The sequence below is a fragment of the Lactobacillus johnsonii genome (assembly GCF_014058685.1).
GTDB lineage: Bacteria > Bacillota > Bacilli > Lactobacillales > Lactobacillaceae > Lactobacillus.
In genome coordinates this window covers 1,723,732-1,739,873 of the sequence record NZ_CP059055.1, presented here as the reverse complement: position 1 = coordinate 1,739,873, position 16,142 = coordinate 1,723,732, and the positions used below count along the sequence as shown (strand labels likewise).

At 33.2% G+C, this 16,142-nt stretch carries 18 protein-coding genes; 12 read left to right on the top strand and 6 right to left on the bottom strand.

Going from position 1 to position 16,142, the window contains the following annotated elements:
- The first annotated feature begins 125 nt into the window (after positions 1–125).
- Positions 126–1,250 carry an LCP family glycopolymer transferase gene (locus H0I41_RS08405; protein WP_135014194.1) on the top strand — a complete coding sequence of 375 codons (1,125 nt, stop codon included), beginning with the start codon at positions 126–128 and terminating at the stop codon, positions 1,248–1,250.
- Between the two features lie 104 nt (positions 1,251–1,354).
- Here H0I41_RS08405 and H0I41_RS08400 read toward each other — a convergent pair whose 3' ends face one another.
- On the bottom strand, positions 1,355–1,627 hold the full coding sequence (locus H0I41_RS08400) for a hypothetical protein (RefSeq protein WP_135014193.1): 273 nt from the start codon (positions 1,625–1,627) through the stop codon (positions 1,355–1,357).
- A 224-nt stretch (positions 1,628–1,851) separates the two neighbouring features.
- Between H0I41_RS08400 and H0I41_RS08395 the strand changes: the two genes are divergently transcribed.
- The 7 genes from H0I41_RS08395 to H0I41_RS08365 all read left to right on the top strand — a co-directional run bounded on the left by H0I41_RS08395 (position 1,852) and on the right by H0I41_RS08365 (position 6,432).
- Positions 1,852–2,235 (top strand): hypothetical protein, encoded by a 384-nt coding sequence (locus H0I41_RS08395; protein ID WP_011162506.1) that lies wholly within the window; start codon positions 1,852–1,854, stop codon positions 2,233–2,235.
- The gene (locus tag H0I41_RS08390; protein ID WP_011162505.1) at positions 2,235–3,782 is read left to right on the top strand and encodes an ABC-F family ATP-binding cassette domain-containing protein; all 1,548 of its coding nucleotides are present in this window, start codon (positions 2,235–2,237) and stop codon (positions 3,780–3,782) included. The genes H0I41_RS08395 and H0I41_RS08390 overlap by 1 nt, the downstream gene beginning before the upstream one ends.
- 16 nt (positions 3,783–3,798) lie before the next feature.
- Positions 3,799–4,581 carry a threonine/serine exporter family protein gene (locus H0I41_RS08385; RefSeq protein WP_086875185.1) on the top strand — a complete coding sequence of 261 codons (783 nt, stop codon included), beginning with the start codon at positions 3,799–3,801 and terminating at the stop codon, positions 4,579–4,581.
- Positions 4,581–5,051, top strand: a complete 471-nt coding sequence (locus H0I41_RS08380; protein WP_011162503.1) for a threonine/serine exporter family protein — start codon at positions 4,581–4,583, stop codon at positions 5,049–5,051. The genes H0I41_RS08385 and H0I41_RS08380 overlap by 1 nt, the downstream gene beginning before the upstream one ends.
- A 230-nt stretch (positions 5,052–5,281) precedes the next feature.
- Positions 5,282–5,533 (top strand): type II toxin-antitoxin system PemI/MazE family antitoxin, encoded by a 252-nt coding sequence (gene mazE, locus H0I41_RS08375; protein WP_004898001.1) that lies wholly within the window; start codon positions 5,282–5,284, stop codon positions 5,531–5,533.
- Entirely contained in the window at positions 5,520–5,861 is a 342-nt protein-coding gene (locus H0I41_RS08370; protein WP_004898000.1) for a type II toxin-antitoxin system PemK/MazF family toxin, read from the top strand. Before mazE ends, H0I41_RS08370 begins: the two co-directional genes overlap by 14 nt.
- Before the next feature lie 85 nt (positions 5,862–5,946).
- Positions 5,947–6,432 carry a hypothetical protein gene (locus H0I41_RS08365; RefSeq protein ID WP_135014192.1) on the top strand — a complete coding sequence of 162 codons (486 nt, stop codon included), beginning with the start codon at positions 5,947–5,949 and terminating at the stop codon, positions 6,430–6,432.
- Between the two features lie 24 nt (positions 6,433–6,456).
- Here H0I41_RS08365 and H0I41_RS08360 read toward each other — a convergent pair whose 3' ends face one another.
- Positions 6,457–7,398 (bottom strand): ribonucleotide-diphosphate reductase subunit beta, encoded by a 942-nt coding sequence (locus H0I41_RS08360; RefSeq protein ID WP_135014191.1) that lies wholly within the window; start codon positions 7,396–7,398, stop codon positions 6,457–6,459.
- Positions 7,391–7,852 (bottom strand): class Ib ribonucleoside-diphosphate reductase assembly flavoprotein NrdI, encoded by a 462-nt coding sequence (nrdI, locus tag H0I41_RS08355; RefSeq protein ID WP_004897997.1) that lies wholly within the window; start codon positions 7,850–7,852, stop codon positions 7,391–7,393. The genes H0I41_RS08360 and nrdI overlap by 8 nt, the downstream gene beginning before the upstream one ends.
- 142 nt (positions 7,853–7,994) lie before the next feature.
- Here nrdI and H0I41_RS08350 point away from each other — a divergent pair, with 142 nt between their 5' ends.
- Positions 7,995–8,621: an LVIS_2131 family protein gene (locus tag H0I41_RS08350; protein ID WP_004897996.1), complete on the top strand. Its 627-nt coding sequence runs from the start codon at positions 7,995–7,997 to the stop codon at positions 8,619–8,621.
- A 69-nt stretch (positions 8,622–8,690) separates the two neighbouring features.
- Here the strand turns inward: H0I41_RS08350 and H0I41_RS08345 are convergent, their stop codons facing one another.
- Together H0I41_RS08345 and H0I41_RS08340 are read right to left on the bottom strand one after the other, a co-directional pair.
- Positions 8,691–10,220, bottom strand: a complete 1,530-nt coding sequence (locus H0I41_RS08345; RefSeq protein ID WP_135014190.1) for an O-antigen ligase family protein — start codon at positions 10,218–10,220, stop codon at positions 8,691–8,693.
- A gap of 49 nt (positions 10,221–10,269) precedes the next feature.
- Positions 10,270–10,563: a hypothetical protein gene (locus H0I41_RS08340; RefSeq protein ID WP_004896564.1), complete on the bottom strand. Its 294-nt coding sequence runs from the start codon at positions 10,561–10,563 to the stop codon at positions 10,270–10,272.
- A 90-nt stretch (positions 10,564–10,653) separates the two neighbouring features.
- On the opposite strand from H0I41_RS08340, the gene H0I41_RS08335 reads away from it, so the two are divergent.
- From H0I41_RS08335 to H0I41_RS08325, 3 genes are all read left to right on the top strand, one after another.
- A complete protein-coding gene (locus H0I41_RS08335) occupies positions 10,654–11,211 on the top strand; it encodes a guanylate kinase (RefSeq protein ID WP_135014189.1) in 558 nt (185 codons plus the stop codon).
- 193 nt (positions 11,212–11,404) lie between these two features.
- Positions 11,405–12,586, top strand: a complete 1,182-nt coding sequence (locus H0I41_RS08330) for a C40 family peptidase (protein WP_023599974.1) — start codon at positions 11,405–11,407, stop codon at positions 12,584–12,586.
- A gap of 103 nt (positions 12,587–12,689) precedes the next feature.
- Positions 12,690–13,898 (top strand): L,D-transpeptidase family protein, encoded by a 1,209-nt coding sequence (locus tag H0I41_RS08325; protein WP_135014188.1) that lies wholly within the window; start codon positions 12,690–12,692, stop codon positions 13,896–13,898.
- Positions 13,899–13,942: 44 nt separating this feature from the next.
- Here the strand turns inward: H0I41_RS08325 and hflX are convergent, their stop codons facing one another.
- Complete coding sequence (gene hflX, locus H0I41_RS08320) at positions 13,943–15,223, bottom strand: GTPase HflX (protein ID WP_135014187.1); 1,281 nt, start codon at positions 15,221–15,223, stop codon at positions 13,943–13,945.
- Positions 15,224–16,142 lie beyond the last annotated feature (919 nt).

Below are 16,142 nucleotides of genomic sequence, written 5' to 3'. Positions count from 1 at the left end.
ATCATTATAGAACATTATTTTGCTTGCTAAAAAATAAAATTTTTTTAATAATGAATTTAATGCGCTTAACTAAGTAATTTTGTATTATGAAAAGGTAAGCTGATTTTCAGAGGAGTTAAAAATTAATGAGACCTGAGGAACCCAAAAGACCACGCCAAAAACTAAAAAGAAATAATGTGTTTGCGGCGAGTAAAAAAGATTATAAAAATGGAAATAATTTTGCTCGTTTGGTAGGTCTCTTATCAATTTTACTTGTTTGTGGAAGCGTAGCTTACTTTGCTCATGCATATTTCTCAGCTATGAGTTCAGTTCAACAAGCTTATCGAGGAACAGGAAAAACATCGCAATTGATTTCTCAGAAAAAGCCAATTTCAATTCTAATTCTTGGCGTTGATCAAGGAATTGAGGGCCGGCATGACCGGGGGAATTCCGATACGATGATTTTAGCCACTATGAATCCAGAGAAAAAAGAAGCAACAATGACCTCAATTCCTAGAGACTTGTTAGCTGATATCAAAGGTGACGGAAGTGGAGAAGGGAAGTACTACATGTTCCGGGTTAACTCTGCTTATCAAGTTGGCGGAAGCAAAGGAGCAACTCGGACAGTAAAAGCACTTTTAAATACACCAGTTAACTACTATATGGAAGTTAATATGAAAGCTCTAGAAAGTATGGTAGAAGCTTTGGGCGGAGTAGATGTTAATGTGCCATTTACCTTTACTTATCACACGCATTTTAAGAAGGGAAAACAGCACTTAAATGGCAAAGAGGTCTTAGACTATGTGCGGATGCGTAAAGAAGATCCAAAAGGTGACTATGGTCGACAAATGAGACAAAGACAGGTAATTAATGACATTGTACGTAAAGGGATGTCAGTTAATTCAATCACTAACTATCGCAAGATTCTTAAGGTCTTTGCCAAGTATGTTAAAACTAATCTGACTTTTGATGATATGCTTTCAATTGCAATGAATTATCGCGGATGTACTCAGAATATTAAGAGTGGCTATATTCAAGGACATAATGTTTGGATTGGAGCGGCAGCAATGCAAGTAGCCGCTACAAAGGAACTACAACGCGTATCGGATTTAGTTCGTTCTAGTTTAGGATTAAAACAGGAAAAACTCCATAATCAAGAAACAAGGCAAAATAGTCTGCAGCAAGGTTTAAATTGGAATGATCCAGAAGACTTTAGAAATTATGTAATTTATGATAAAGATTCTGACACTATTCCATGGGATGGTAATTAAGAAAAAAGCAGCTAGCGAAATGCTAACTGCTTTTTTTAGTATATCTGTTGATGATTCTATCTTAGTGATTTTAGACCGTAACTGCAACTGTTGTTTGTAAAGTTTTAGTTACCTAATTCAGAATTTGGGTTTTCTTGACTAATTCTTTTTTCTTCAAACTTGATATCGGCTAACTTATTTTCCCTTTCTTCTTTTATTTGATCTTCTTTGAACTTTTTACTTAGGAGAGTTGGTTTAATGGTATTTTCAACTAGGCTTTTAGACACATTAAAATTGGTATCTTGATCAGCTGCCTGAGAAGTAGTAACTGAATTAGTTAAAAAGCCAAAGCCTAATAATACAATAAGCGCTATTGAAATTCCTTTTTTGTGTGTCAAAGTGTTTACTCCTTTTAAGTTTAAATTTAATAATAATTAAATGGTAATCATGTTACACTAGTGATATTTAAAAAGTCGTTTTTAATTTACTTAACAAACTGTATTATAGAAGAGGATTATTGCAGTAAATTAAAGCGAAATTTACATTTTTTTACAAAAACTTCAATTACGTAAATTTAATGTAATATTTGAAAGATCAGTGTAATAAAAAGGATGATGAAAAAATGAAGCAAACTAAGTATTTTCCAGTTATTTATGGGGTAATATCAGCCCTTATTGCATTTATTGCAGTGTTTTTTATTGCACAGAGAACCTTCCATTTTTCTGTATCAATGGCTATTTTAAGTGCTGGAATTTTTGCGGCTTTCTTTTATGTTCTGTCATATTTTAGAGGACATGCTTCTTATGAAATTAAGGCAATTGTAGCTAAATATCATTTAACAGATGAAGAACTTGCCAAAATAACTGGGATGAAGGCTAGTGATTTTCCAATCTATCACAATAAGCTTCAGTTAATTATCCCTAAAAGACAATGGCCAAAAGTCTTAAATGCGCTTCAAGAATATGATCGGCAGCGTCAATTATCAAATGAAAAAGAGAAAAAATAATGAGTTTACTAACAGTTAAAAATTTAAGTCAGACATTTATTGATAAAACTTTATATGAAGACGCAAATTTTGTCTTAAATAAAGAAGACCATATGGGGGTAACAGGGCAAAACGGAGTTGGTAAATCAACTTTAATTAAGATTTTGACCGGTGAAATTACTCAAGATAATGGCGAGGTTAAATGGCAAAATAAAATTCATGTTGGGTATTTAGATCAGTATGCCAAACTTGAAGAAGGTATAGAGCTTAAGGAATTTTTGCAGACTGCCTTTAGTGATCTTTTTGATAAAGAAAAAGAATTAAATGAACTCTATGTGAGATATGGTGAAAATGGGGATGAAGCTCTCTTAGAAAAGGCAGGTAAGATTCAGACTTTACTTGAGGAAAAAGAATTTTACGATATTGATACCAAAATTGACCGCGTAGCGACGGGGTTAGGATTAGCGGATTTGGGTTATAGCCGGGATGTATCAAAACTTTCTGGTGGACAAAGATCTAAGTTGATTTTGGCTAAGCTTCTTTTACAAAATCCAGACGTACTGGTTTTAGATGAGCCGACAAACTACTTAGATGTTAATCATATTGACTGGCTTGCAGACTATTTGAATAACTTTGAGGGTGCTTTTATCGTTGTTTCACACGATTATGATTTTTTAGGTAGAATCACCAACTGTATTATTGACATTGATTTTGGAACTATTACGCGCTATACAGGTGATTTAAAGCATGCACTTCGTCAAAAGGAAGCTGACCGAGAAAGCTATTTAAAGGCTTATGCCAACCAGCAGAGAAAAATTCAAAAGACTGAGGCATATATTAGAAAAAATAAAGCTGGTTCTAGATCTAAAAGTGCTAAATCGCGGGAAAAACAGCTAGCGAAGATGGAAATTTTAACGCCACCACAAAATAATAAAAAGGCGCATGTCCTTTTCCCTTATGTTGACACTGCATCAAACTTGCTTTTGCAAACTCAAGATTTAGTAATTGGATATGAACAGGCATTAGTAAAATCAGCATTTAACTTTTCTGTTGGAAATGGGGAAAAGGTAGCTGTAACAGGTTTTAATGGAATCGGAAAAACTACACTGCTAAAGACTTTACTAGGAAAGTTAAAACCAATTTATGGTAATTTTGAATTATCTTCAACAGCTAAGCTTGCTTATTTTCAACAAGATTTAGCTTGGCCTAATAAAAATATGACGCCTTTGCAATATTTACAAGAAGAATTTCCACGTCTGCGTCCTAGAGAATTACGACAAGCCTTAGCAAGAATGGGGTTAACTGCACAGCAGGCTATGAGTCCTTTAAAAGAGCTTTCTGGTGGAGAACAAGAGAAGGTCAAGCTTGCTAAGATGCAGTTTGAGCCATCCAATTTACTATTCTTGGATGAGCCAACAAATCACTTAGATATTGCTACAAAAGATTCTTTAAGAAAGGCAATTGTTGAATTTAATGGTGGAGTAATTATTGTTAGCCACGAGAGAGATTTCTTTAGAGGAAATTGGGTGGATAAGACGATTGACATTGAAAAAATGAATAATGAATAACAGTTAGAGGATTGAAATGGATAAAGAGCGGGTAAGCCAAGATTATGCTGCTGAGGTTTTAGATACTTGCTTAAAAGCTGGTAGATTAATGATTGAAGGCGGCAGTGAAACGTATCGAGTTGAAGATACGATGATGAGAATAGCGCGTAATGCCGGAATTACTGGTGCAAGATGTTTTACGACTCCAACTGGAATTTTTATGAGTTTGGGTGAACACTCTTATACTCAGGTTACACAAGTTAAAAAAAGAAATATTAACTTAGAATTAGTAGATCGAGTTAATGAATTATCACGTGAATTCGCGGCTAAAGAAATAACATTAAAGGAATTACAAGAGCGTTTAAAACAAGTTTCCATTTCAATTCCAGACTTTCCAATATGGCTTCAAATTATTGGAGCGGCTATTTTAAGTCCTACTTTAATGGTCTTGTTTATGGATGATTATGACTGGATTGATTTTCCGGCAGCTGCTGTGATCGGCGGAGTATCTTATGCTCTTTATTTAGCTATTAAACGCTATACTAATATTCGTTTTTTAGCTGAAATGGTAACTGCAATATTTATGGGGGTTATTACTATTTTGACTTGTAAAATCTTTCCTAAACTTGTAGTTGATAATATTTTGATTGGTTCCTTGATGACTTTAGTGCCCGGTGTAGCAATCACTAATGCATTACGTGATCTGTTTGGTGGCGACTTATTATCAGGAATGGCTCGGACAACCGAGGCTGTTCTAACAGCAATTGCTTTAGGTGGCGGAATTGGTATTGCAATTAAGTTGTTGTGGGGTGTGATGTAATGCCTTTTTGGTTAGAAATAATTATTAATTTAGTATTTGCATGGCTTGCAGCTGTTGGCTTTGGGTTAATTATTAACGTCCCACACCGCGCTTTAGTTTTATGTGGCATTAGCGGAAGTGCAGGTTGGATTCTATACTGGCTGGCAAATCGAATCGGTGTTGGCCGATTGGGGTCTAATCTTTTAGGAGCCCTGTGTGTTGGAATTCTAGGGCTGGTATTTGCTCGTATTAAAAAGTGTCCAGTAACTGTTTTTAATATTCCGGGTGTAGTTCCTTTAGTCCCAGGTGTACCGGCCTACCAGGCGGTGCGTGCGATGGTAGAAGGTCAATTATCTGATGCAGAAGATCTGATCCTGCGTGTAGCAATTGTCACGATAGCAATAGCGATGGGTTTTATGCTTGCACAGTTAATTGGAGAAATCTTTTTCAAGAAGCGTCAAAATAGAAAAAACAAGAAAAATTTGGTATAATAGGACATGCGACGAGTCGAGGAAAACGCGAGATGCGTTCTTTGACAGAGATCATCTAGACTTGCGAAGTCAAAGCACGGGAAGTGCTGATGATGGGCTACTTTGGCTGTGAAACAAAGACCCTGACATACTTTTGTATGTTTCTCGCAAAAAAGACTAGCTTTCTTTTGAAAGTTAGTCTTTTTTAGTACTACAATATCCTTGAAAGTAACTTAATGAGGTAAAAACTTATGAAAATATCTATTCATCATATTGTAACTCAAAAGGTCGGTAATTCAGTTGGCTTTTCACTACCTGCTTCTTTTAAAGTAGAGGTAGGAACTGAGTATGCAATTCATCAGAAAGCTGATGGAAGTTTGATCTTAATACCGAAAATTTCTAATCCTTATACCTCCGATGCTAAATTTGAAGATGTACCAGGACCAGAAAGGGAAGCTTGGGAAAATATGGCTATGGAGGAATTACGTCATGCCGAAGAATAAATTTAAACAGGGAGATATTGTGTGGGCGGATTTTTCACCGTCAGTTGGACAAGAAATGAAGGGAAAACATCCTGCGGTAGTAGTATCGTCTAATTCATATAATGAAAAGACTAATTACCTAATGGTTTGTCCAATTACATCCCACGGCAACCATTTCCCTACCTACTTGGACTTATTCGGATATCATATTCATGGTCGTGTAAATGCAGCTCAAATTCAAACTTTTTCTAGAATGAGATTGCTCGATGAAAAACCAGCAGATCATCTTAGACCAGAAGATATGCTTAAAGTAATGGAATTACTTAGTTTTGCTTTGCAACTTGATTAGACGAGTAGTTAATTTTTGTAGTTGCATGAAAAAGATTTATTGAGTATCTTAGTAATGAAAAAGGATACACAAAGGAATTTTTATCGTGAAAATTAAACAAGAAGAAATAACTAAAAAAATTGAAGAACAAGATTATCTTCAAGATCTTGAGACAATTAAATATAGCGAAATAACTAAGACAAAATTAAAAAATATTGCAACTAAAATGATTAGTGAAGCTGTGCAAGCTTTTAAACATGATTCCCTCATTCAAACGCAGCTGGCCATTAGTGGAAGAAGACCAATGACTTTTGCCCTTGAAAGTAACATCATTAATCTTCCATTTGCTAACTACAAAAAAATTAGCAACTTTTGTAACAATGAGGATGAATATGAAGTAAATATTTATTTTGAAACTATTTCAGAATATGTAAATGTTTCTCACTTCCGAATTGATATCTTGGGTTCAAGTGATGAGATCGTAGCCGATCCAGAAAAATATAGTGCATTACTAGTTAAAGCAATTGAAGAAAAGATTGAAGTAATTCGCAACTATCAAAAACCCGAAACAAAAACTAAGAAAACAAAATAAGGAGCTAGCCTTTATGCTAACTCCTTATTTTGTTATTTCACGCATTTTTAGGATGGGATGGGCATTAGTGTAAAAGAAGAAATCCTCAATCATTGCACTTTCCATCAGACCAGTGGTCAAAATTGGATCTAAAGTCTCAACATTTTCTGGATATTTTGGCTCTTGTCCTAAATTCATAAGAGCTTTATTTAATGTGTAATGAATGTAATGCTCGACCTTATCTTCAAGATCAGTATTCTGATACAAGAGTTTAATATGGCTAAGCTCATTGTCATATAAATTATCACATAGATCATATACCCAATCATGCACTTTTTTCTGTTCTTTCTTAGAAAGTTTGAAAAAATCTCGCCGAAACTTAATTCCGGTATAAATGCCATTTAAAGTTGTAATTCTAAGGGCATATTTAATCAATTCTGCCGTTCTTGGTAATTTATGTTGTCCGAATAAATATAACGGGCCAAAAAATGATGAATGATAAAGGCCAGTTGATAGAAAAACGTGAGCAGCTTTTTTCTGAATAGTATTTCCTGATTGATATACTGTATTTAGAAGTTTCATCTTTTTTTGTAGATAAGGATTTTGGTTTGCCCATTCATAGGCATCTTCTTGTTTTTTAGAATCAGAGAATTCAGCTAATACATAGCTATATGCCTTATTATTAATAGATTCTAGATATTGAAGTGCATTATATACAGCAACTTCTTCAGAATTTTCAGCATCTTTTTTTATTTCGGATAGAGCTACTTTCATTTGGAGAGTAGAAGAGAGCGTTAAAGAGCCAAAACTGTGCAAAATCACAGTTTGTTCGTTTTTAGGGAGATGAAGAAACTCTTTCTGATCTTTATAAATTGGAACACGACGAGGTTCGTAAACAATATCATTTAATCTCGCCCAAGCAGAACGATCTACTTGCTCTTCTACAGTGTTCCAGTTGTTTGCTTTATAATAAGGTTTTTTATTCATTTTTCTGCCTGAAGTCACTTAAGAAACTAATATTGCTAAGAGCTGGATTTTGAATTGGTAAATCTTTTTGTGCACCTTTTTCTTTTTTTCGAGCTTCCATAACAATTTGACGAACATTTTTGACGTCAGTCGAATTGCCACTAAGTTCTAGTAAGTAAAGAATAGGAACATGTAATGTAACCGAGATCTTTTTTGCTGTTTGGCCAAAAAGATCGTTAAAGTTACGATTACCACATCCAATTAATCCTAAAAGATTTTTTTTATTATCTTTATATGTTAAAAAATCAACAACGGAATCCATCATAAAATCTTGATATGAAGGTAAAATCAAAATGTATTTATCATTCATTTGATATTGAGGATGAGCATCCTCAATTCGATGTGCATCAAGCCCCGTTTTATCTATGAACCGTTGCGTTTGTCCTGTAATTGTATAAAAAGCTATTTTTACCATAGTTTTGCCTATCGTTATATACCAAAACTACCTTCTACATATTCAATTGTCGCGATTTTTAAAGTTAAAGTCAAATCAAAAAAAGTTTTAAAAACGCCACTAAGTACCGTATACTTAACTTAAAGAAAATGGAGGTTCCCTTATGACACTTGGATGGAATATTTTAGGTATTTTGGCCTGGTTAATTCTGGTTTTATATTTAATTTTTATTGTACAAAATATTCGAAAACGTCACTTAATAATGATTGTAAAAGATCGCAAACGCTTTGAGTGGAAAACTACCTTGTTAGATATTTTAGAAGTTTTAATTCTTTTATGCGGTGCGATCTATATGTTTAGCATCACTTTATTTTACAATCCTGATTTAGAAAATAAACAGGTTTTATCTAGTAAAATTGAATATCAACCATTAATTTTAACAGCGGGCAATAAACGCTCATACTATGTCACCGCTAAATCTGACAATAAAAAAACTCCAATTCAGACATATACTTTTTATAGTAACGGAAACAGAGTAACTGTTACGAGTAATTATGCTACAATTTCTGACGGAAAAAATCCAATGTCTGTTCAAGCGGGAGCTATTCCTTATTCATCTAAGCAATTAGTCCAAGCAGATGCACGCTACCAAAATGCTTATGTGGCTACTTATACGGCTACCTATAAGAAAAACTGGCAGAATGGTTTAAGAATGCATGCCGGTAAGACAGCAGCTAGGTACTACTTAATTAGAGTACCTGACCGTACTTTTGTAAGAGAATTAAAATAATAAAGATAATTTAGCAATAAAAAGGCCTTATTTCGATGAATACAATTCGAAATAAGGCCTTTTGTTTAGTTATTTGGAAGATATTTCTGAATAACGACTATAGCGAATATTTTGCAATAAAAATCCTAAGATAAATGCCATTACTAAAGTTGCTGATAAGTATTCAAGTACATTACCTGCATAAAAAGCAGCAAACAAGATAAATCCTTCTGATAGTAATAGCGAAGAGTTTAAAAAGGATCTTACTTTTTTATTGAACAGCCAATAAAAGATGCCATAGCCTAGAACAAATAAGTAAATAACGTCTAAGAGGATGACTCCTAATATTCCCATTGAATAATATTGTGCTAAAAAGTCTCGCTCTAGTGGGGCAATATTATTTTCACGGCTAAAAGAAATACCAAACAATTTATTTGATTTGTTTTTATCAGTTTTCATGACGCGGTTTAAGATATCTTTTTCTAGATGTCGATAATTTAGGCGTTCATTTGCTGGTCTTTTCATCACTTCAAGCCAGTAGTATGGATCATTTTGATAAGTGTAATGCTCCAATACTAGATCATGTTTTAAAGAATATACCCAGTAATTTTTCTTGATAAATTCTTTAAGATAGTCTTCTTGTTTTTTGCCTTTATATCTTTCCAATCCAGCATTAAGTTCTTGGTCAAGCCTCTTTTTGTCGCCAAGATTGCTTCTCTTTTGAGCTACACCACTTTCAAGTGAAGACCGTCTGAGGGTTGGACTATAAGGGAAAATAGCAGCCGAAGCAGTTAGTATACAAATTAATGTAATTAAGAATTTGGCTGAAAACTTAGTATTCTTCAAAATTAAACTGTGAATTAAGAAGACAAATAAAAAGACCACTAGGCTAATAATCAGTCCGAAATTTCCAACTTTTGTTCCAAGCATTAACATTGCTAATGCTTGCGCACTCACTAGAACTATATTTAAAAGATTAAACTCTTTATAAAGAATATAGAGCATAATAGGCATGATCATAAACAAAATAGCTGATAAAGTGTTAGCTTGAAAGAAAACTCCTTTAGAAGCTAAGGCATTAAAAGGATAATTTGTTTGAGTAAACCAAGAAAAAATATTAGCACTAATTCTTTTAGCTTCAGTAGTATGGTATGAAGTTAATGAGAAAAGAAATAGATTTGAGATAACGATTGTTAAAGAATATAAGCCTGAGATACCTTGAATTACGCGGAAAAAGTATTTCTCCTTAAAACCGCTGTATGAGGTAATATAGATAACAATTAGTGGCAGACAAGCTCTTACTAGATAAAAAATTTCAACTTTAGGTGAGTAATGGAAACCTGTTGCGTCCACACCAGTAAAATTTCTTACCGAAATTAGGTGAAAAATTGAGTATAAGATTAAAACTCCAATATAAGCAATAATCCACCATTGTTTTCTGAATCTTTGCCAATTATTTTTAATACTAAAGAATAAGATAAAGGCAATAAAAACTCCTAAAACTCTCAAAATAGTGGGGATTGAAAATTTTAGAAGTGGTGGCCTAGATAACCAATAAATATCTAAAAATGGCTGAATTAAAATAAACCAAAATAAGAATGTTTGAAGCCGTTTTTTCATGTGATTTTAGGTTCCTTTGATAAAACAAAAAAATATTTAGGCTTAATTTTTATTTTGATTCTTTATCCTTTTTGTCAGGTTCAACTTTAGAAATCTTTACATCGTTTGTTGCGGCAGTCTTTCCACGTGCAGGTGATTTTACCTTCTTTAAGCTCTTGAAGTTAATGACCATTTTATTGTTTAATTCATTAACTGAAGATTCATCTTCTGGGTCATATGAAGTGATAGCTAGCAAAGCAGAATTTTCATAAATTTTTTCTACTTTTCCTTGAAAAGGATGCTTAAGTTCTTCCTCAGAAGTAGCAGCTAAAATTTGACCAATTTTTACATCAGCTTTTTTCATTTAAAAAACTCCCTTTTCTGTACAGAAATGTTTTACAATAGTGAAATACTATTATATATAATAGTCGATTTCAAGCGGGAGAGTAATATTTTGCAAAGAATTATCATAATTGCGGGACCAAGTGGAGTAGGAAAGACAACAGTCTCAAAATACTTAACGGAAAAATATAATATTCCGCGTGTAGTAACACATACTACTAGGCCAATGAGACAAGGAGAAATTCCGGGGAAGTCATATTATTTTGAAACTGATGAGAGTTTTAAAAAACTTCATTTCTTTGAACATGTAAAATATGGGGAATATCAATATGGCTCAAGTAAAGAAGCTTTGGAAAAAGCATGGGCAAAGAATGACTTGGTTTCTTTGATTGTTGAGACTGACGGAGTTAAGTCCTATTTAGAAAAATTAGGAAAGCAAGCATATTTTATTTATTTAACTGTTTCAGATTTTTCAGTTCTAAAAAAGCGATTATTAGGACGCGGGGATAAAGCTAGTGAAATTGATAAAAGATTAAATAGTTTTGAATTTAAGCGTGATTTACATTTGTCAGATGAACTTGCTGAAAAAGCACATGTATTAAATAATGACAACTGGGAAAAGACAGCTAAAGAACTAGATAAGATCGTAAAAAAGCTAGAAAATAAATAGATTTTGAATATGAAAAAGGTTGATAATAAGCTAAATGTAATGACAATGATTTAGTTTTGTAACAGGGCTGTAATATTTATACCCTACAATAACCATTGTCAATTAAACAAAGAAACACATAGTATAACTTTTTAGTTAATTAATGACGGCTATGTTGATAATTAAGAAAATGAATTTTATGGAGGAATAACCCTTGACTATCAAATCTAAAGTAATCAAATTTACAACCGCTGCTTCATTCGCTGTTGCAGGTATTGCAACTTTAAGTGCAGCTAAATTAAACTCATTATCTTTTAACGGTACTGCTCAAGCTTCTACTCTTCAAGCACCTGCAAAAGAAATTGGTGTTGTAAAGGTAAACTCTAAGACTGGTGAAAGTGTTGCTGTTTGGAACAGCTACGAAGATGGTAAGCAACAAACTGGTAAGTACTTACCACACCAATCAAGCTGGAAGACATACAAGAAAGTTAAGACTGTTAAAGGTGAAACTTGGTACAACTTAGGTGGAAATCAATGGATTTCATCTGACAACGTTGAAGAAGAAGCTCCAATCGCAGTTACTGCTGACTTATCTGCAGTTGCTACTACTGTAAGTCAAGTTCCTGCAGCTAACGTTGCAAACAATAATGCTGCACAAGCTCCAGCAGCTAACGTTAACAACGCACAACAAGCAGCAACTACTGCTTCAGTTAACACTGCATCTGTTGCAACTACTACACCTGTACAAACTAATACTGCAGCAAACGTACAACAAGCTTCAGCACCTGTACAACAAACTGCAACTACAACTGTTTCAGCTAACACTCAAGCTGCTCCAGCACAAACTAATTACGTACAAACTAATACTGCAGCAACTACTAAGCAAGTATCTACTGCTTCAACTCAATCAAACACTACTTACACTGCACCTGCACAAAACAACACTGTTGCTAAGCCTGCACAACAACAAGCTCAACCAACTCAACAAGCTTCAAGTCAAGCAGCAACTACTCAAACTGCTAAGCCACAAGCTTCAACTCAATCAAACAGCAGTACTGCACAAACTGTAGTTAGCGCAGCACAATCACAAATTGGTAAGCCTTACGTATGGGGTGCAACTGGTCCTAATGCATACGACTGCTCTGGTTTAGTTCAATACGCATACAGCCAAGCTGGTAAGAACGTTGGACGTACTACTTACCAACAAGCTGGTGCAGGTCAACACATTTCTGTTAGCCAAGCACAAGCTGGTGACATCTTAATGTGGGGTGACTACCACGATGCTATTTACGTAGGTAACAACCAATACGTACACGCACCACAACCAGGTCAAAATGTAACTCAAGCTTCTATCTCAAGTTACTTCATGCCAGATTACGCAATCCGTGTAAACTAATTAATTGAAATAAAGATAGTTATTTTAGAAGGTTAATCAGAAGATTAACCTTCTTTTTTATGATATAATTAAAAGAACTTTTTTAAGGAAATAGGTATTTTTAATGAATAATAAAAACGAAGAAAAAAATACCCATCCCACAAATAACTATCGTAAGTGGCTAATAGGTATTTTAATTGGCTTAATAATAATTTTAATAGGTTGGTTAATTTTTGGTCATATTCAGTCTAAAAGAAATGCTGAAGCAGAAAAATTTAATTCTACCCACTTTAATTCGAATGTTGTAATTTATGATATTCCTGTCGGAAAGCTAACGGTCAAAAAGGCTACTGCAAAAATAAATGAAAAAGCAAAAAATGATGCGATTTTAGAGGGAGATAAAGTCGTATTAAAGAAGACCGGTAATAAAGTAATTACGAGTAAAGAAGTTCAATCATATTTTGAAACTCAACATACTCGCTACCCTAGCCGAAAGAAATGGAATTTTCAAAATGATGCCTTATTAAAGGCAAAGGATAAATTAAATCAGATTAAAGATCGTCAAGTAAAATATACTGTAAATGGCAAATCTTTCGTATTTAAAAGAGCAGAAGTATTTCCAAATGTATCATATAGAAATAATAAGTATGTATTTTTAGATACAAAAATTCTAGAAGATAAAATTAACAGCATTAACAAAGAAGTATCTACTCTTCACAAATCTTATGACTTCAAGCTTCCAAATGGTCAAGTTACGAAGGTTAAGAATGAAAGCTATGGCTGGGCTATTAATGAAAAGAAATTATTAGCTGGTGTTGAGAATGCATTATCTAATGATGTTCAAACACTTAATGGAAAGAATTATATCTATGGGGAAGGTTTTAGTACCTATGGAACTGGCTATGGGTTAAGCAATAATGGAATTGGTAATAATTATGTTGTTGTTTCTTTAACTGATCAAAAGATGTGGGTCTATAAGAATGGCAAATGTGTATTAACATTAGATACAATTGTTACTGGTACAGTGGAGACTAAGCTTGCTCATAAGAACCTAGAAACACCTACTGGAGTTTGGTATATTCACTATAAAGAATCTCCAAGTGTTTTAAAGGGAACAAATGATGATGGTTCGAAATACTCGGTTGATGTTAAATACTGGATGCCATTTACCTTAACAGGTTGCGGCTTCCATGATAATAGCTGGCGAAAGAATTGGTCAAAAACAGCTTACCTAAATGATGGTTCTTATGGATGTGTTAACTTAAGACCAAGTGATGCTCCCAAAGTTTGGGATAATGTAGAGAAAAACGAAGCTGTAATTATTTATAAATAATATGAAAAAAGACGTAGATTTTAAAATCTACGTCTTTTTGTTTGCTAAACAGTTTTAGTTTTAAATTTTTCTAGATCTTTTGGTGATAGTCTTACTGTAACATGAACGCCGTCATCTTTGAAATCTTCATTTAAAATTTGACCATATTCATGAAGATAAGCTAAATTTTTACCGTCTGATAAAGGTAAGACCAAGTTTACCTTTTCGTAATTATCAAAAACTTTCTTAACAATTAAATCAGCTAGTTGCTTAATTGACTCGGGATCTTTCGCTGAATATAAAATATCATTTCCCTCAATTTGTGGATAATTGCGATCTGTCAAGTCGGCTTTATTATAAGCAGTAATCATTGGTACATTGGTAATTTTCAACTCATCTAAAACTTTTTGGGTCGTTTTAATCATTTGAACCATATTATGATCGGAAGCATCTACGACATTGATTATCAAGTCAGCATCTTTAGCTTCTTGCAAAGTAGCTTTAAATGATTCAATTAAGTTATGAGGTAACTTGGAGATAAAACCAACGGTATCTGAAAGGATAAAACTTAAGTCATCTTTTAAGTCAATTCTTCTAACACTAGTATCTAAAGTCGCAAATAGCATATTTTTTTCAAATACTTGCTTTTTAGAAGCTTCATCACTAAAGACATTCAACAACTCATTCATCGTTGTTGATTTTCCAGCATTAGTGTAGCCAACGAGGGCGACTTGTGGTAGACGAGAATTGTTTCGTCTAGCAGATTTTATTTCTTCTTGTTTGCTAATGTCTTTTAGTTCCTTTTTAATTGCACTAATTTGTTTACCAATGGTTCGTCTATTTAATTCAAGCTTAGTTTCACCAGAACCACGGTTAGCAAAACCACCGCTTGCACCACCAGAACCACGCTGTTGGTCTAGATTGTTTTCTGATGGATGAAGCCGAGGTAGTTCATATTGTAATCGAGCAAGTTGAACTTGTAGTTTAGCTTGTCTACTACGTGCTCGATTAGAGAAAATTTCTAAAATTAATTCAGTTCGATCAAGCACTTTAAGTTTTGTCATGCTCTCAATGTTTCTAATTTGAGTTGGCGAAAGTTCATCATTAATGACTAAAATTTTAGCATGTAATTCTCGAGCCATATCTTTAATTTGATTAAGTTTACCAACACCAAAATATGTTCCCGCAACGATATTTTCAGCCTTTTGGCTTGCTTGACCAACAACATCTAGGTTGTTGGCAAGTGTTAATTCTCTTAGTTCAGTCATATAATAGTCAAAATTAGGATCATTTAAATTTACGCCCGCAATAAATGCTTTAGTTTTTTTTGGTTGATTGTCGATCAAATAATTCACCTGCTTTCAAAAAATAGTATTTCTACGTAGAGTTAATAACTTAAAAAATCATCATAACCATTCCTTTATTTGATAGTATGAAAATTATAATTTCTTTTTAAATAAAAATCAATTTTGACACAAAAAAGGCCACTCCGAAAAACGAAGTGACCTTTAGGATATTTGAACACGGTAATATCCGAATAGAGATAATTACTTTAATTAACCGTGCACATAAATATGAGTGGAGTATATAGTTGTTATCCTGAAATCATAATAAATTTTATACTTGTAAATGAAATTAAACTGACTGTATCAAAGGTAGTTAATTAAGAAAATCACTTAAGCCATACAATTATGGGGGAATAGGAAAGCTCACGACTTAAGGGTATATAGGGTGACAAATTTATTATCTTTGTAATACATAGTTTAAACTGAAGCTATACATTAAAATATATTTCAGCTTCCTGAAGAATTTAGTTAAACTGTATTTTTACTAACAATAACTTTCACTATTTTTAATTTTATTGAACTATAGATGGGAAAAAGTAGTGAAAATAGTGAATGATTATTATGATTCAGAATGTCAAAAACTTCTTCTTGATATAATTACTAAATATTTATATAAAGTAATAGCAATAAATATATGTTATTTATTGCTTCTCTATGAAGACTGCCTTCATTTATAAATATAAGACCTTATAAAAATAATAGCAAATAAAAGAGCTTTCATAAATTGTTATGTTATTGAAGTATAACAAAATTCTCAATGAGCCGGAGTATTTGAGTAGAGTAATGGGAGAAAGTATTTAAATGCTAGACAAGTTTCTATAGAATAGCGATAATAATAAAATAAAATTAGAATATCATAAAAATATTATTGGAATTTGAAATATCCAATGATAAAATAATAAAAAATAAGAAAGGAGAA